This is a genomic window from Defluviimonas salinarum, from assembly GCF_026013545.1.
GTDB lineage: Bacteria > Pseudomonadota > Alphaproteobacteria > Rhodobacterales > Rhodobacteraceae > Albidovulum > Albidovulum salinarum.
The window spans coordinates 20,019-36,939 of the sequence record NZ_JAPDOG010000033.1; the positions used below are offsets into that span (position 1 = coordinate 20,019).

The window sequence follows — 16,921 nt, forward strand, 5'->3', positions numbered from 1 at the left end:
ACAGGGAACGTGACATGAAACACATCAGGGAAACGCGCATCGCGGCCTCCGCGGCAGGGCTGTCGCTTCTGGCGGGCACCGCAGGCGCCCAGACGCTCGACGAAACCATCAACGCGACCTTCGCGAGCGCCACGGGCTGGTTCGTCAATTTCATCTTCGCCCCCTTCCCGGGAACCTCCTTCCCGTGGATCGTGGCCTGGCTGGTGGTCGCCGCCTCGGTCTTCACCCTCTATTTCGGCTTCATCCAGTTCCGGGTGATCAGGCACTCGATCCAGCTCGTGAAGGGCGACTTCTCCGACCCCAATGACGCGGGCGAGGTCAGCCACTTCCAGGCGCTCGCCACCGCACTCTCGGGCACGGTCGGTCTAGGCAACATCGCCGGCGTGGCGGTCGCGGTCGGCATCGGCGGCCCCGGGGCGACGTTCTGGATGATCCTCGCGGGCCTCCTCGGCATGGCCTCGAAGTTCACCGAATGCACGCTCGGCGTGAAGTACCGCAACGAATACGAGGACGGCACCGTCTCGGGCGGTCCGATGTACTACATCACCAAGGGCTTTGCCGAACGCGGCAAGCCGGGGGGCAAGGTCCTTGCGGCGCTCTTCGCGGTGTTCTGCATCCTCGGCTCGTTCGGCGGCGGCAACATGTTCCAGGCCAACCAGGCGCACCAGCAGCTTTCGGGCGTGCTCGGCGAGTATCCGGGCTGGATCACCGGCGTCGTCTTCGCGATCATCGTCTTCATCGTCATCGTCGGTGGCATCAAGTCGATCGCCCAGGTGACCGAGAAGGTCGTGCCCTTCATGGCGATCCTCTACTGCGGCACCGCGCTCATCATCATCCTGATGAACATCGGCAACATCGGCTGGGCCTTCGGCCAGATCTTCGCGGGAGCCTTCACCGACATGGGCATCGCCGGCGGCGCGGTCGGCGCGCTGATCCAGGGCTTCAAGCGAGCGGCCTTCTCGAACGAGGCAGGCGTCGGTTCCGCTGCCATCGCCCACTCGGCCGTGCGCACGAAGGAGCCGATCACCGAGGGCTTCGTCTCGCTTCTGGAACCTTTCATCGACACCGTCGTGATCTGCACCATGACCGCGCTGGTGATCATCTTCACCCAGCAGCTCATCGTCGATCCCGAAACCGGGCGCTATGTGATGGACGAGGCCACCGGCCGCATCGCGACCATCGACGGCAATTCCGGCGTCGGCCTCACCTCGGCCGCCTTCGCCTCGGCCTTCTCGTGGTTCCCGTATCTCCTTGTGATCGCGGTGGTGCTCTTCGCCTTCTCGACGATGATCTCGTGGTCCTACTACGGGCTCAAGGCCTGGACCTACCTCTTCGGCGAGGGCAAGACGCAGGAGCTGATCTTCAAGCTGCTCTTCTGCTTCTTCGTGATCGTCGGCGCGGCGGCGAGCCTCGGCCCGGTCATCGACTTCTCCGATGCCGCGATCTTCGCGATGGCGGTCGTCAACATCATCGGGCTCTACGTCCTGATGCCGATCGTCAAGCGCGAGGTTGAAAGCTACCTCGGCCGCCTGCGCTCGGGCGAGATCCGCAAGTTCGCCTGACGGCGAAAAGAGATCCGTGACACCAGGGCCGGGCGGGAAACCGCCCGGCTTGTTACGCGCGAAGCGCGCCGGGAGGCGGCGAAGCGCAAGATTGGAATTGTCTGGAAATGACTGGAGCGGGCGGCGGGAATCGAACCCGCGTCTTTAGCTTGGAAGGCTAAGGTCTTACCACTACACAACGCCCGCTCAGAGCTTTGCTACTTAGTCGACCGCCCCGGTGGCGTCAAGGAGCCGCGACGCCCCTGCCCGCCATGCCCCGACACCATCGCACCCCCGATGTCCGAAATGGAAGGGTCGCCGTCCGAATTGCGCGGGGCGTGCGCGGCCGAAATCGGCAAGAGTGCCGGAAACGTCAACGAGGATCGCCATGCGCTATTCCGGCTTCAAAGTCATCAAGGAGGCCCTGACCGGCCACAAGGGCTGGCAGCCCGCCTGGCGCGATCCCGCGCCGCAACCGCACTATGACATCATCGTCATCGGCGGCGGCGGACACGGGCTCGCCACCGCCTATTACCTCGCCAGGCAGTTCGGCCAACACCGGGTCGCGGTGCTGGAAAAGGGCTGGATCGGCGGCGGCAACGTCGGGCGCAACACCACGATCATCCGCTCGAACTACCTCCTCGACGGCAACGAGCCCTTCTACGAGTTCTCGATGAAGCTCTGGGAGAACCTGGAGCAGGACTTCAACTTCAACGCGATGGTCAGCCAGCGCGGCGTGCTCAACCTCTGCCACACCGACGCGCAGCGCGACGCGATGCGCCGGCGCGGCAACGCGATGCGGCTCAATGGCGTCGATGCCGAGCTTCTCGACACCGAGGGCGTGCGCCGGATGGCGCCGTTCCTCAACTTCGAGAGCGCCCGCTTCCCGATCAAGGGCGGGCTTCTGCAGCGCCGCGGCGGCACCGTGCGCCACGATGCGGTGGCCTGGGGCTATGCACGCGGCGCCGACGCGCGCGGCGTCGACATCATCCAGAACTGCGAGGTCACGGGCTTTCGCATCGAGAACGGCCGCGTGAAGGGCGTCGAGACGACCCGCGGCTTCATCGGCGCGGGCAAGGTCGGGGTCGCGGTCGCGGGCTCCTCCTCGAAGGTCATGGGCATGGCCGGGATGCGGCTGCCGATCGAGAGCCACGTCCTGCAGGCCTTCGTCTCGGAGGGGCTGAAGCCGGTCCTGCCCGGCGTCATCACCTACGGCGCGGGGCATTTCTACGTCAGCCAGTCCGACAAGGGCGGGCTCGTCTTCGGCGGCGACATCGACGGCTACAACTCCTACGCCCAGCGCGGCAACCTGCCGGTGGTCGAGGATGTCTGCGAGGGCGGCATGAGCCTGATGCCGATGATCGGCCGGGCCCGGCTTCTGCGGATGTGGGGCGGCATCATGGACATGTCGATGGACGGCTCGCCGATCATCGACAAGACCCATGTCGAAGGGCTCTACTTCAACGGCGGCTGGTGTTACGGCGGCTTCAAGGCGACGCCCGCCTCGGGCTGGGCCTTCGCGCACCTCTTGGCCACCGACACGCCGCATTCCACCGCCAAGGCCTATCGCTTCGACCGGTTCCTCAAGGGGCTGATGATCGACGAAAAGGGCATGGGCGCCCAGCCGAACTTGCACTGACAGGTCCCGACATGATCATCAACCACCCCCTGCTCGGCCCGCGCGACAGCCAGGAGTTCATCTATCTCGGCGACGCGAACCTGATCGAGCGCCCCGACTGGCAGGCCGCGAACGCTGTCGAGACGTTCCACGACTACCTCTACCTCCGTGACAACCCGGCCGGCGAGCACCGCGAGCTCTGGTACCACGAACAGGGCGACCGCAGCTGGCTCGTCGTCACCCGCAACACCGTCACCCACGAGATTTCCAAGGTCGAACTGGCCCGCGACGTGGCCCGGTCGAAGGGACGCAGTAAATGAACCAGATGAACCGTATCAACGGCCAGCCACTCGGCGGCACAGAGGCCACCGGCGCGCCCCGCTCCGGCCAGGCCAACCGCCTTTCCGGCGGCCAGATCGACCACGCGAAGACGCTGAACTTCCGCTTCGACGGCAAGACCTTCCAGGGCCACCCGGGCGACACGCTCGCCTCCGCGCTTCTCGCCAACGGCGTGCGGCTGATGGGCCGTTCGTTCAAGTACCACCGCCCGCGCGGCCCCCTGACCTCGGGCTCCGAGGAGCCGAACGCGCTCGTCGAGCTGCGCTCGGGCGCCCGGCAGGAGCCGAACACCCGCGCCACCGTGGCCGAACTCTTCGACGGGCTCGAGGCCATGAGCCAGAACCGCTGGCCGTCTCTCAGCTTTGACGCGCTGGCGATCAACGACCGGCTGTCGACCTTCCTGACGGCGGGCTTCTACTACAAGACCTTCATGTGGCCGAAGGCGTTCTGGGAAAAGCTCTACGAGCCGATCATCCGCCGCGCCGCCGGTCTCGGCAGCCTGTCGATGGAGACCGACCCCGACCTCTACGACAAGGGCTTCCTGCACGCCGACCTCCTGATCGTCGGCTCCGGCCCCGCCGGCCTCGCCGCCGCGCTGACCGCCGGACGGGCCGGCGCTCAGGTTATCCTGGCCGAGGAGGACTTCCTCTTCGGTGGCCGCCTGATCGCCGAGACCTACCGGCTCGGCTCCGGGTCGGGCGCCGACTGGGCCGCCGCCGCGATCGCCGAGCTTGCGGCGATGCCGAACGTGCGGCTGATGCCGCGCACCACCGTCATCGGCGCCTTCGACCACGGCATCACCGGCGCGGTGGAGCGGGTCTCCGACCACCTCGCCGTGCCTGCCGCCGGCAAGCCGCGTCAGATCCTCTGGCGGATTTACGCCAAGCGCACGCTCCTCTGCGCCGGCGCGATCGAACGGCCGATCCCGTTCGAGAACAACGACCGCCCCGGCATCCTGCTCGCCGGCGCGATCCGCGCCTACGCCAACCGCTGGGCAGCGACGCCGGGCAAGACGGTCGCGATCTTCACCAACAACGACGACGGCCTCAGAACCGCGACCGACCTGATCGACAAGGGCGTGAGCGTCGCCGCGGTGATCGACACGCGGCCCGAGGGCAAGACGCTGGCGGGGACCACCCATCTCAAGGGCGCCACGGTCATCGACAGCGCCGGCCGGCTCGGCCTGACCGGGATCACCGTGCGGCTCGGCACCGGCGAGACCCGCCAGATCGCCTGCACCGCGCTCGGCGTCTCGGGCGGCTGGAACCCCAACGTCCACCTGACCTGCCACCAGCGCGGCCGCCCGGTCTGGGACGCGAAGATCGCTGCCTTCGTGCCGGGCGCCGACCTGCCGCCGAGCATGAGCGTCGCCGGCGCGGCGACGGGCGACCTCACGACCTCCGGCGCGCTCGCGTCCGGTGCCGCGGGCGCGGTCGCAGCCCTCGATGCGCTCGGCATCACCGCCCGTGCGGCGGAGCTGCCCGAGGCCGAGGACGCGCCGGTGAACGTGACGCCCTTCTGGTACGTCAAGCACGGCAAGGGCCGCGCCTGGATCGACCAGCAGAACGACGTGACCGTGAAGGACGTCAAGCTCGCCCACCAGGAGGGCTACCGCTCGGTCGAGCACCTCAAGCGCTACACCACGCTCGGCATGGCGACCGACCAGGGCAAGACCTCGAACATGGCCGGCCTCGCGGTCATGGCCGAACTGACCTCGAAGTCGATCCCGGCGACCGGCACGACGATCTTCCGCCCGCCCTACACGCCGGTGCCGATCGCCACCTTCGCCGGCCGCTCGGCGGGCAAGGACTTCCGCCCGGTCCGCCAGACCCCCTCGCATAAATGGGCCGCCGAACAGGGCGCGGTCTTCGTCGAGGTCGGCATGTGGAAGCGCGCCCAGTGGTTCCCGCGCCAGGGCGAGACCCACTGGCGCCAGTCGGTCGACCGCGAGGTGCTGGCCACCCGGAACTCGGTCGGGATCTGCGACGTGACGACGCTCGGCAAGATCGACGTGCAGGGCACCGACGCGGCCGAGTTCCTCAACCGCGTCTACGCCAACCCCTTCGCCAAGCTCGCCGTCGGCAAGGTCCGCTACGGGCTGATGCTGCGCGAGGACGGGATGGCGATGGACGACGGCACCACCGCGCGGCTCGCCGAGGACCATTTCGTCACCACGACCACGACCGCGAACGCCGTCGGCGTCTACCGCCATATGGAGTTCTGCCGCCAGTGCCTCTGGCCCGACCTCGACGTGCAGATCATCTCCACGACCGAGGCCTGGGCGCAGTTCTCGGTCGCCGGACCCAACGCCCGAAAGCTCCTACAGAAGATCGTCGATCCCGGACACGACATCTCGAACGAGGCCTTCCCCTACATGGGTTGCGGCGAGATCACCGTCTGCGGCGGCCTGCGCGCCCGGCTCTTCCGGATCTCGTTCTCGGGCGAGCTCGCCTACGAGATCGCGGTACCGACGCGCTATGGCGACGGGCTGATCCGCGCCATGGTCGAGGCCGGCAAGCAGTACGACTCGGTGGTCTACGGCACCGAGGCGCTCGGCGTGATGCGGATCGAGAAGGGCCATGCCGCCGGCAACGAGCTCAACGGCACCACGACCGCGCGCAATCTCGGCATGGCCGGAATGGTGTCGAAAAAGAAGGACGCGATCGGCTCGACGCTTTCCGAACGCGAAGGCTTGAACCGCGACGACGTGCTGGCGCTCGTCGGCTTCCGTCCGGTGGACCGGTCGCGGCCGCTCGTCGCGGGATCGCATTTCATCAATGTGGGCGCCGAGGCCACTGCCGCGAACGACCAGGGCTACATGACCTCGGTCGCCTTCTCGCCGAACCTCGGCCATTCGGTCGGGCTCGGCTTCCTCAAGAGTGGCGGCGCCCGCAAGGGCGAGACTCTCCGCGCCGTCAACCCGCTGAACAACGAAGAGGTCGAGGTCGAAGTGGTCAGCGCCCACTTCATCGACCCGGAAGGAGACCGCCTCCGTGCCTGATCACAGCCTCGCCCCCCTGCTGCCGCTCGGCGGCGCCACCCCGCGCCGCGACACCTTCGCGGGCCTCACGATCACCGAGAACCCCGATGTCGCGATCGCCTCGGTCGCCTGCCGGATGGGCCGCGACGCCGATCTCGCGAAGGCCGCCGCGGCGCTCTTCGGCACCGCCCTGCCGGTGCCCGGCCAGATGGTGGCGAAGGGCGACTGGGCCCTCTTCTGGACCGGTCCCGGCCAGTGGATGGCCACCGCGCCCTTCGCGACCCACGAGGACATCTCGCGGATCGTCAAGGCCGGCCTCGGCGACACCGCCTCGGTGACCGAGCAGACCGACGCCTGGGTGCGTTTCGACATCGACGGCGCCCGCGCGCCCGACATGTTCGAGCGGCTCTGCATCCTCGACACCCGCCGGATGGCGGCGGGCAGCGCCAACCGCACGATGATCGAGCATCTCGGCACCTTCGTCCTCTGCCACCGCGCGGGCGAGGCGTTCAGCGTGCTCGGCCCGCGGTCGGCCGCGGCCTCGCTGCATCACGCGCACGTCGCGGCGGCGAAAAGCGCGATCTGAGGCGGCCTTGACCTGACGGGCCGGATGACCCCTCGGCGCTTCCCTCCCCCCTCGTGGGGGAGGGAGAGGGAGGGGGGCGGCTGACCGCGAAGCCCCCCCCACCCCCATCCCCTCCCCACGAGGGGGAGGGGAGGCGCCCGGACTCCCCGCGAAATCTCCCGGCCGGATCGTGGCCTAGACCGAGGGGATCGGCGCGTTCCCCTGGACGCGGATCGAGTTGATCGCCTTGCGGTCCTCCTGCGGTGTCACGCCGAAGGCCTGGATGTAGTGGCGCACCATCGGCGTCGAGCTCGCGTAGCCGACCGACAGCGCGATATCCGTCATCGTGTCGTTGGAATAGAGCGCGAGTTGGCGCGCCTTCTTCATCCGGAGCATACGGTAGTATTTCAGCGGGCTCTGCCCGGTCGCGCGCTGGAAAGTCCGGTCGAGCTGGCGCGCCGAGAGCGCCACCGCCTCGGCTACCTCGGCGATCTGGATCGGCTGCTCGACATGCTCGGCGAAAAGCCGGATCGCCTTCGCCACCGCCTCGGGCAGCATGTCCTCGGTCCGGTCGGTCCGGTGCGTCGGGATCCGCTGGCTCACGTCCTCGCCGCGCACCAGCGGATGCTGGAACCAGCAGGCGACCTCGGTCATGGTCTCGGCGCCGAGCTCGGCGTCGATGAGCCCCAGCATCAGGTCAAAGACCGCCGCCGCGCCGGCCGCCGTCACCCTGCCCCGGTCGATGGTGATGACGTTGGCGCTGGCCCGGATCTCGGGGAACTCGGCCTTGAACGCCGCCTCGTAGCACCAGTGCACCGCGCAGGTATGGCCGTCCATCAGCCCGCTCCGCGCCAGCGGGAAGATCCCGCCGCTGAAACCGCCGATCGCGACCCCGTGCCGCGCGAGCTTCCGCACCGCCGCATTCGCGCTGCGCGGGTTGTCGAACCGTCCGGCCGGGCCGCTGAGGAAATGCAGCTGGTCGACACCCTCGAGATCGGCGAGCCGCACATCCGGGTCGAAGCCGACCCGCGCGCTCGACACCACCCGCTCGCCGCTCTCGCCCACCACGGTCCAGGAGAACGCCTCGCGCCCGACGATCTCGTTGGCCGCGCGCAAAGGCTCGATCGCCGAGGTCAGGCAGGCCATCGGGAAGCCGGGGAAGATCAGGAAGCCGAGGTACTTGCTATTTTTTTTCATCGCGGAGTATGGTGGTTTCACTTGCAGGAATATCTTTCTACCCCATATAAGGCCACGATTTCCTGCGTTGGCGCCGTTCCGGCAGACTAGCGCAGCGGCGCAGCCCAAAGGAAGAGGTCATACCGTGAACGCTCCGAAGTCGAAGACGGCTGCCGCCGCCGCCTCGCCCCTGAAGCAGGATCCGCACCGCACCTCCGAGCCGCGCGAGAAGGTGCTCGAAGTGGCGATCGGCCGCGCGGTGCGCAGTTTCCGGCGCCAGAAGGCGATGACGGTCGCGGAACTGTCGAAGCGCACCGGGCTCTCGATCGGGATGCTGTCGAAGATCGAGAACGGCGTCACCTCGCCGTCGCTGACGACGCTGCAGACGCTGTCCAATGCGCTCAGCGTGCCGCTCACCGGCTTCTTCCGCCGCTACGAGGAACACCGCGAGGCGATGCATGTGAAGGCCGGCGAGGCGGTCGAGATGGAGCGCGCGGGCACCCGCGCGGGCCACCAGTACCACCTCCTTGGTCATATCGGCGCCAATGCGAGCGGCGTGATCGTCGAGCCCTACCTGATCACGCTCACCGAAACCTCGGATGTGTTCCCGACCTTCCAGCACGACGGGATCGAGTTCCTGCACATGCTCGAGGGCGAGGTCGAGTACCTGCACGGCGACGAGACCTATCTCCTGCAGCCGGGCGACAGCCTGATCTTCGACGCCGACGCGCCGCACGGGCCGGTCGGCTTGAACAAGCTGCCGGCCCGTTACCTGTCGGTCATCACCTACCCGCAGGCGGACTGAACTCAGTCCGGCCAGATCCCCGGCGAGGTCGGCGCGCCGTCGTCGTACTTCGACAGCCATTCTACGATCTTCGGCCGGTTGTTGATGAAGCCCTTGTAGGTCGCCAGCTCCACCGGCAGGTCGCGGATCACCCGGTGGAATCGGCGCCCCCATTTCGGCACCGTCACCAGGTCCTCGAGCCTGATCAGGTAGCAGCGGATCGGGAACACCAGCGCGTTCGAGCGCGGCAGGCGGAACAGCGTCTGCAGCTCGACCCTGAGATGCATCATCCGGCCGACGTTCTCGGCCGTCAGCTCCTGCTTCATCGCGCCCCACTTGTGGTAGTTCTCGGGGCTGGTGTCGAGGAGCGGGTTGATCGTCATCGTCCAGTTCAGCCGCCGAGCCGGCGCGCCCTGCTGGATGTTGAGCAGGAACTTCAGCGCGCGCACGAAGACGCCCATCTCATGCGCCTTCGGCACCGGGGCATGCCATTCGAAGAAGTTCATGCCGATGTCGAAGTCGAGCGACCAGTCGGCCTGGGTGGTGACCATGCCGGCGTCCATCCACAGGTTGTCGTCGCGCTGGTCGAGGATCGCGAAATCGCCCTGGGTCTGGCGGGTGATGTATTCCATCGGCCCGTAGGGCAGCGTCGTCTCGTCGAGGAAGGTGAAGGTGTCGTCGATCCCGAGCGGCCGGTTGATCCAGCGCCAGCGGTCGCCGTCCCGGTGCAGCTCGAAGAGGTCGGGGTATTCCTCCGCCTTCGCGGTCATGATCAGCTCGACCAGGTCCCAACCCGCCAGCGTCATGTGCGGCAGCGACTGACAGCGCAGCGGATCGTCGGCCAGCACCCGCGCCCGGTCCTTCATCTCGGCGACATAGTGCTCGTCGACGTCGAAGGTGCGCTCGTAAACGCTGCCCGGCCGGTAGGATTTGTGCGGCTCGAGGTTGACCGAGTACATGTAGCTGTCCTCGGGGAACGGGAACGGGAACCTTTGCACCGCTTTCGGCGAGTTGCGGAAGGTGAAGTCGCCGTAGAAGGTTTCGTCGTTGAAGTTGATCGTCATCCTCGCCTCCTATCGGTCGAGCACGAGGGTCTTGCCCTCGAACCGCGACACGCATGGCATGATCTTCTTGCCGCTGGATTTCTGGTCGTCGGTCAGCCAGTGGTCGTTGTGCAGGAACTTGCCGTCATAGCCGATCACGTCGGTCTCGCACTGGCCGCAGGCGCCGCCGCGGCAGAGATAGGGCGCATCGACCCCGGCCTCCTCGATCGCCTCCAGAAGGCTCTGGTGCTCGCCAACCTTGATCACCTTGTTCGACAGGGCGAGCTTGACCTCGAAGGGCTTGCCCGAGGCCGGGGCGAGGAATTCCTCGTGATGGACCGCCTCGCGTGGCCAGCCAAGCTCCTCGGCGGTCTTGCGCACCCAGGCGATCATTCCCTTCGGCCCGCAGACATAGAGATGCGTGCCGAGCGGCTGACCGTCGAGCAGGCGTTCGAGCTTGATCGCCTCGCCGCGGTCGTCGTGGTAGATGTGCACCCGCGTCGGATGGGTGGCATGCAGCTCGTCAGCATAGGTCGCGAGTGCCGCGGTGCGCACGGCGTAATGCAGTTCGAAATTGCCGTTCATCGCGGTGAGCTGCTTGATCTGCGCCATGAACGGCGTGATCCCGATGCCGCCCGCGATCATCAGGTGCTTGCGCGCCCTGAGATCGAGCGAGAAGAGGTTGACCGGGTTGCTCACCACCATCTTCATGCCCTGATGGACCTTGGTGTGCATGTAGAGCGACCCGCCTCGGCCCGCGTCGTCGCGCCGGACCGAGATGCTGAAGCCGCTGCGATCGGCTGGATCGCTCATCAGCGAATAGGGGTTGAGCCGGGTGCGGCCGCCGTCCTGCATCTCGACAACGGTGTGCGCGCCGCCGGAAAACGTCGGCATCGGCCCGCCGTCGCTGCGGACGAAGCGGAAGCGGGTGACAAGCTCGTTCACCGGGGTGACGTCGGCCACGGTGACGTCGATTTTTTCTGTTCCTGCGCTCATCTGAAACGCTCCACCGGTTCGGGAATGTTGCCGGGATCCTCGGCATCGACGCGCACGCCCTGGAAGGCGGCGAGCCGGCGCGAATAGTGATCGCGGACGAAGAGGTGCAGGCCGCAATGGGAGCAGACGAAGGGATCGGTGGTCACGTCCTCGGTAATGCCCTTGCAGTGCACGCACTGCATGCGCCGCGCGGTCGAGCCGCGATGCTCGGCCTGGATCGCGCCGTAAGGAATGCCGGCCTGGGCCGCCTCCTGCATCGCCTGGCCCATCAGGCTCTCGGTGCCGGCGAGATAAACCTGCAGGCCCATATGCGCGCCGAGAAGCGTGCGGCGCAGCCGCGGCACGGCGGCCTCGTAGGTCGGCCCCGAGTAGAATTGCGCGGGCTTCAGGCCGCGCAGGCGCTCGGTATAAGTGCTGGCGGTCGCCTTGCGGATATGGATGACGTGGGCGTGGTCGAAGAAGCCGGACGGCGCCACCTCGGCGAGGGCGAGGATCGCCTCGGCGCCCTCGGCATCGGCGACGAGAAGATGCGCCTTGCCCGGCCGCGGCTCCAGCCGGCTGTAGACCGGGCGGCTCGCGATCGATGGTGTGATCGTGGTTTCAATCATTGATGGATGCTCCTCCCTGACGGTGCGGCCGGAATGCGCGGCGCAGGGTCGACCCCCGCGCCGCGCCACCGCCTCAGCCCTTGGCCGTCCGGCGCTTCTTCTCAGGGTCGTAGAACGGCATGGAGTGGGCGACACAGGGAATCTCCCCGGCGTCGCACTTGACCGTCATCCGCACGCCGTCGACCGCACATTCGACCGGCATCCGCGCGATCGCGATGTTATGCTTGTTGAGGCTGGAATACATCCCTTGCGTGACCACGCCGACCTGCTTGCCGTCCATCGTCAGCGCCGCACCGTTCTCCGGCACCGTCGTGCCTTCGAGCTTCAGCCCGTAGATCTTGAACCGCTCCTTGCCCTTCAGCCGGTAATGCTCCTCCGCGCCGCGGAACCCGGTCTTGCCCGGCGAGACGGTGAAGTCGAGCCCGAGTTCCCAGAGCGTGTCGCCCGGCCCCTCGTTGTCGAACGGATACATCTCCGAGTTGTCGTAGGGGAAGAACAGGAGGTAGCTTTCCGTCCTTAGCAGGTCGAGCGTGGTGAAGCGGCAGGGGATGATCCCCATCGACGCGCCTTCCTCGAGGATGCGGTCCCAGATCCCCGGCGCGTCCTGGCCGCGGCAGAAGATCTCGTAGCCGCGCTCGCCGGTATAGCCGGTGCGCGAGATCGTCACCGGCAGGCCGAAGAGCGACGTGTGCATGTGGCTGAAGTAGTTGAGCTGGCGGATGCCCGGCACATGCTCCTGCAGGTACTCGACGGCGAGCGGCCCCTGCAGCGACAGGTCGTGGAGATTGTCGTCGAAGCGGATCGAGACATCGCGGCCGGTCGCGGCCATCGTCAGCTGCTCATGCGCCTGGCCCGAACCGTGCACGACCATCCAGCTGTTCGGTCCCATCCGGTAGATGACGCAGTCGTCGACGAACTTGCCGGCGTCGTTGAGCATCGCCGCATAGGCCGAGCGGCCCGGCATGATCTTCTCGACATTGCGCGTGGTGGCGCGGTCGATGACATGGCTCGCGGCCGGGCCGGTCAGATGCACTTTCTTCAGGCCCGACACATCCATCAGACCCGCCTTGGTGCGGATCGCGAGGTACTCCTTCTCCGGATCGCCGGAATAGGACCAGGCCGTGCCCATTCCGCTCCAGTCCTCGAGCGCCGAGCCGAGCTTTCGGTGCCGCTCGCCGAGGGTCGAGAATCGCCAAGATGCCGTCATGCGTAACTCCCTGATGCTGTTCCGCCGAGTGATGGGCCGGCGGTTCGGATGGATTGATGTTGACAGAAGGTGGGTTTCGAAAGCAACACTTAACTGAATATTATTTTCCTAAGAGGCAACAAATGCCGGCTTCCGGGCTGAAATCGTTGCTCAATCTCCCCCTCGGCGAGGGTGGGCCGGCGCGTGCGCGTGGCACCGCGCTCCGGGTCCCTGCCCCCGCGGTGTGCGAAATTGCACTGGGGAAACATGTGCTTGCGGGCGCAATGGCGCGCCGAATCACTTCGCGCCGTCAATGCGGCGCCGCGCCGCAGCCCGTCCCGCCCTCCGCCCCGGCCCGAGAAACAGCCGGAGCCACCCGCCGCCGAAACAGCGCGAATCGGTTTCGGCCTGCGGGGACCGGACCAGGCCCGGCGATCCGCCGCGGCCCGCCCCACGAGAAGACCAAAGTCACCCAACAGGACAGGAAAACGCGATGACCGACACGATCTATGAAAGCCCCGGCACGGGGGTGAAGGCGGGCGAAGGCGGCATGCTGTTTCGCTCGATCGGCTGGAAGGACGCTTTCTGGATGGCCTCCGGCGTTCCGGCGCTGGTGCTCTTTTCGATCGGCGGCATCGCCGCGACGGTCGGCAACCCGTCCTGGGTGATCTGGATGCTCTCGGTGACCTTCGGCTTCATCCAGGCCTTCACCTATGCCGAGATCGCCGGGCTCTTCCCCAACAAATCGGGCGGCGCCTCGGTCTATGGCGCGGCCGCCTGGGTGCGCTACTCGAAGATCATCGCGCCGCTGTCGGTCTGGTGCAACTGGCTCGCCTGGACGCCGGTGCTGGCGATCGGCTCCGGCCTCGCGGCGGGCTACATCCTCAATTCCTTCTTCGGCGCCGACGCCGCGATCAACGCCTGGCAGATCACGCTGGTCGATCTCGGCTTCGTCAACGAGGGGCTGACGCTGCGGATCAACGCGACCTCGATCATCGGCACGGTGATCCTGCTTGGCGTCTTCGCCGCGCAGCACCACGGTATCTCGCGCGCCGCCAAGATCCAGACCTTCATCGGCCTCGCGGTGCTGATCCCGCTCCTGATCGTCGGCCTCGTGCCGCTGCTGACCGGTGACGTGCTCAACGCCAACCTGATGCCGCTCCTGCCGAGCTCGGGCGCCTGGGACACCAATGGCTGGACGCTGTTCCTCGGCGGCCTCTTCATCGCCGCCTGGTCGACCTACGGCTTCGAGACCGCGGTCTGCTACACCAGCGAGTTCCGCGACCCCAAGACCGACACCTTCCGCTCGATCTTCTTCGCGGGCCTCGTCTGCATCGTGATCTTCTCGCTCGTGCCGCTCGCCTTCCAGGGCGTGCTCGGGGTCGAGGGCATCCTGCAGCCGGGCATCGTCGACGGCACCGCGGTCGCCGGCGCGATGGCGCACATGGTCGGCGGCGGCTCGGCGGTGGCGGCGATCATGGTGGTGATGCTCTGCCTCGCGCTCGTCCTGTCGATCATGACCTCGATGGCGGGCTCCTCGCGCACGCTCTACCAGGGTTCGGTCGACGGCTGGCTGCCGCGCTACCTCAGCCATGTCAACGAGCACGGCGCGCCGACCAAGGCGATGTGGACCGATCTCGGCTTCAACCTCATCCTGCTGATGATGTCGGACTACCTCTTCATCCTCGCCGCCTCGAACGTCTGCTACCTGGTGTTCAACTTCCTCAACCTGCATTCCGGCTGGATCCACCGCATCGACAGCGGCCATGTCGAGCGGCCGTGGAAGGCGCCGAACATCCTGCTGTGGCTCGGCGGCATCCTCGCCTTCTTCAACGCCATGCTGATCGGCGCCGGGGCCAACGTCTGGGGCGAAGGCACGCTGCGCACCGCGATCTTCGCGATCCTGCTGATCGTCCCGGTCTTCGCCTGGCGGCACTGGGTCATCGACAAGGGCAAGTTCCCGCACGAGATGCTCGAGGACCTGACCGTCGGCGGCGTCGACCCCGACCACGGCAAGCGCAAGGCGGGGTTCCTGCCCTACCTCACAATCGCGGCGGGCATTGCTGTCGTCGTGATCGCCAACCAGATGTTCCAGCTGTCGTAAGCCAGCCGAGACAACGGGCCCGGGCGGTATTTCGCCCGGGCTTTTTTGTTAAGAAAGTTTCCCTAAATCCCAGTCACTTCGGCCGCTCCGACCGTCCAACAGTCGAAATTTCGTTGACTCACGCGATCCGAATAGTTTCCCATTGTGAAATTACTTTCACTGCGAGGTAAAATCTCGCCAATCAGGGAGACGCGAAGTGAACGGTAATCTCGAAGCACTATCGACCGTCTTTACCGAGTTCTACTACTGGGTGACGGTCGTCTTCATGTTCCTGATCCATGTCGGCTTCTGCATGTACGAAGTCGGCGCGAGCCGGCGCAGGAACCACATGCACACATTGATGAAGAACGTCATGATCATCCCTCTGGTCACCGTGACGTTCTTCTTCTTCGGCTGGTGGATCTACTGGGCCTTCCCGGATTTCCCCTTCTTCGGCGGCCTCAACCACGAGATGGGCGACGCCAACCTGCCCTGGTCCAAGACGATGGCCACCAATCTCGGCGACCGGATCACCGGCGTCTTCTGGGCGGCGTTCCTGCTGTTCTCCTGGACCGCCGCCTCGATCGTCTCGGGCGCGGTGATCGAGCGCATCCGATCGAGCGCGCTCTGGGTCCACGCGGTGATGATCGGGTCGGTCTGGTGGATCATCGACGCCGCCTGGGGCTGGCACTATGGCGGCTGGATGGTGCGGATCCTCGGCTACCATGACGCCTATGCGTCGGGCGTGATCCATGCGATCGCCGGCGGCTACGCGCTCGGCGTGATCATGGTGCTCGGGCCGCGGCTCGGCAAATTCGCCGCCGACGGGACGCCGCGCGACATCCCCCCGCACAATCCGTGGATGCTGACCATCGGCCTGTTCCTGATCTACACCGGCTTCTGGGGCTTCTACGCGGCCTGCAACGTGCCCGTGATCTCGCCCGAGGCGATCGGCGGCCAGATCACCGGCACCACCTGGACCGCGACCAACATCTACCTCGCGCCGACGACGCTCTCGGCCATCACCTTCAACTTCCTGATGTCGCTCTCGGGCGGGCTGATGGCGGCTTACGTGGTGTCGAAGGGCGATGCGTTTTGGACGTTCTCGGGCGGCCTCGCCGGGGTGATCACCGCATCCGCCGGCAACGATCTCTACCACCCGGTCCAGGCGATGCTGGTCGGCGCCGTCGGGGTCGTGATCGTCTACCACCTGCACTACTGGGTCGAACGCCGCCTCAAGCTCGACGACGCGGTCGGCGCGGTCGCGGTGCATGGCTATTCCGGCGTCATCGGCCTGATCATCGCCGGCTTCCTGCTCTGGGGCGCCCCGTCGTCGCCGTTTGAGGGCTACGCGACGATCAACCCGATCGGACAGACGGCCGGTGCGGTGATCATGTTCCTCGTCCTCGGCTTCGTGCCGGGCTGGGCTCTCGCCAGGGTCCAGGCCGCGGTCGGCGTGCTCAGGATCCCCGAAGAGGTCGAACTCCAGGGCCTCGATTACGCCGAGCACCATGCCTACGAAGACGCCAAGGCGGCGATCATCGAAGCCGACAAGGCATATCTGGCCACCAACCTCAAAGCCTCGTGACGAAGGGAGAACCATCATGTCAACGATCGGATACGAGACCTGGGCCGTCGATCTTGCCGAAGTGGGCGCGGTCTATCCGTTCCAGGGCCACGAGTTCCTGATGACGCTGCTCGGCGTCGCCTTCTGGATCGGCTGGCACCGGATCCAGTTCGTCCGGGAAGGCCGCCACCTCGACAAGGCGCGCCATATCGGGGATCCCGACAAGATCACCAAGGCGCTCGAACGTTACTGACACGCCGCGCACCCGGGCGAGTCGGATCTCGCCCGGGTTGCCCAATATGAATATTTGTTTCCTATGAGTTGATGTGTGTATGGAATGGTGCTAGCGTTTTGGGGAGACGATCCAAGGGAGTCGAAGATGTGCGGGATTGTGGGACTGTTTTTGAAGGACCGGTCGCTGGAGCCTCGGCTCGG

At 66.6% G+C, this 16,921-nt stretch carries 14 protein-coding genes and 1 tRNA gene; 9 read left to right on the forward strand and 6 right to left on the reverse strand.

All coding sequences use genetic code 11. The features are described from left to right. Positions 1 to 14: 14 nt before the first annotated feature. On the forward strand, positions 15 to 1,562 hold the full coding sequence (locus tag OM960_RS21845) for an alanine/glycine:cation symporter family protein (RefSeq protein ID WP_263340161.1): 1,548 nt from the start codon (positions 15 to 17) through the stop codon (positions 1,560 to 1,562). A 112-nt stretch (positions 1,563 to 1,674) separates the two neighbouring features. On the opposite strand, the gene OM960_RS21850 is transcribed toward OM960_RS21845, so the two are convergent. Then, positions 1,675 to 1,748: transfer RNA gene (locus OM960_RS21850), tRNA-Gly, on the reverse strand. 181 nt (positions 1,749 to 1,929) lie between these two features. On the opposite strand from OM960_RS21850, the gene OM960_RS21855 reads away from it, so the two are divergent. From OM960_RS21855 to OM960_RS21870, 4 genes are read left to right on the forward strand one after another with little or no spacing between them, the layout of a single operon-like run. Then, positions 1,930 to 3,180 carry a sarcosine oxidase subunit beta family protein gene (locus OM960_RS21855; protein ID WP_263340159.1) on the forward strand — a complete coding sequence of 417 codons (1,251 nt, stop codon included), beginning with the start codon at positions 1,930 to 1,932 and terminating at the stop codon, positions 3,178 to 3,180. A gap of 11 nt (positions 3,181 to 3,191) precedes the next feature. Further along, complete coding sequence (locus OM960_RS21860) at positions 3,192 to 3,479, forward strand: sarcosine oxidase subunit delta (RefSeq protein WP_263340156.1); 288 nt, start codon at positions 3,192 to 3,194, stop codon at positions 3,477 to 3,479. Positions 3,480 to 3,484: 5 nt separating this feature from the next. Further along, entirely contained in the window at positions 3,485 to 6,499 is a 3,015-nt protein-coding gene (locus tag OM960_RS21865; protein WP_264773448.1) for a sarcosine oxidase subunit alpha family protein, read from the forward strand. Beyond that, positions 6,492 to 7,064, forward strand: coding sequence for a sarcosine oxidase subunit gamma (locus OM960_RS21870; protein WP_264773444.1), 573 nt, complete (start codon positions 6,492 to 6,494; stop codon positions 7,062 to 7,064). Before OM960_RS21865 ends, OM960_RS21870 begins: the two co-directional genes overlap by 8 nt. A 174-nt stretch (positions 7,065 to 7,238) precedes the next feature. On the opposite strand, the gene OM960_RS21875 is transcribed toward OM960_RS21870, so the two are convergent. Then, positions 7,239 to 8,240, reverse strand: a complete 1,002-nt coding sequence (locus tag OM960_RS21875) for a GlxA family transcriptional regulator (protein WP_264773446.1) — start codon at positions 8,238 to 8,240, stop codon at positions 7,239 to 7,241. 124 nt (positions 8,241 to 8,364) lie between these two features. On the opposite strand from OM960_RS21875, the gene OM960_RS21880 reads away from it, so the two are divergent. Then, complete coding sequence (locus OM960_RS21880; RefSeq protein WP_263340146.1) at positions 8,365 to 9,024, forward strand: helix-turn-helix domain-containing protein; 660 nt, start codon at positions 8,365 to 8,367, stop codon at positions 9,022 to 9,024. A gap of 2 nt (positions 9,025 to 9,026) precedes the next feature. Here OM960_RS21880 and OM960_RS21885 read toward each other — a convergent pair whose 3' ends face one another. From OM960_RS21885 to OM960_RS21900, 4 genes are all read right to left on the reverse strand, one after another. Then, positions 9,027 to 10,067 (reverse strand): heme-dependent oxidative N-demethylase family protein, encoded by a 1,041-nt coding sequence (locus OM960_RS21885; RefSeq protein ID WP_263340144.1) that lies wholly within the window; start codon positions 10,065 to 10,067, stop codon positions 9,027 to 9,029. Positions 10,068 to 10,076: 9 nt separating this feature from the next. Then, entirely contained in the window at positions 10,077 to 11,042 is a 966-nt protein-coding gene (locus OM960_RS21890; RefSeq protein WP_263340142.1) for a PDR/VanB family oxidoreductase, read from the reverse strand. Next, complete coding sequence (locus OM960_RS21895; protein ID WP_263340139.1) at positions 11,039 to 11,650, reverse strand: dimethylamine monooxygenase subunit DmmA family protein; 612 nt, start codon at positions 11,648 to 11,650, stop codon at positions 11,039 to 11,041. The genes OM960_RS21890 and OM960_RS21895 overlap by 4 nt, the downstream gene beginning before the upstream one ends. A 73-nt stretch (positions 11,651 to 11,723) precedes the next feature. After that, positions 11,724 to 12,857: an aminomethyl transferase family protein gene (locus OM960_RS21900; RefSeq protein ID WP_263340137.1), complete on the reverse strand. Its 1,134-nt coding sequence runs from the start codon at positions 12,855 to 12,857 to the stop codon at positions 11,724 to 11,726. A gap of 472 nt (positions 12,858 to 13,329) precedes the next feature. Here OM960_RS21900 and OM960_RS21905 point away from each other — a divergent pair, with 472 nt between their 5' ends. The 3 genes from OM960_RS21905 to OM960_RS21915 all read left to right on the forward strand — a co-directional run bounded on the left by OM960_RS21905 (position 13,330) and on the right by OM960_RS21915 (position 16,739). Further along, positions 13,330 to 14,940 carry a trimethylamine N-oxide permease gene (locus OM960_RS21905; RefSeq protein WP_263340135.1) on the forward strand — a complete coding sequence of 537 codons (1,611 nt, stop codon included), beginning with the start codon at positions 13,330 to 13,332 and terminating at the stop codon, positions 14,938 to 14,940. Positions 14,941 to 15,136: 196 nt separating this feature from the next. Continuing rightward, on the forward strand, positions 15,137 to 16,507 hold the full coding sequence (locus OM960_RS21910; RefSeq protein WP_264773447.1) for an ammonium transporter: 1,371 nt from the start codon (positions 15,137 to 15,139) through the stop codon (positions 16,505 to 16,507). Between the two features lie 16 nt (positions 16,508 to 16,523). Further along, the gene (locus OM960_RS21915; protein ID WP_263340130.1) at positions 16,524 to 16,739 is read left to right on the forward strand and encodes a hypothetical protein; all 216 of its coding nucleotides are present in this window, start codon (positions 16,524 to 16,526) and stop codon (positions 16,737 to 16,739) included. The last annotated feature ends 182 nt before the right edge of the window (positions 16,740 to 16,921 follow it).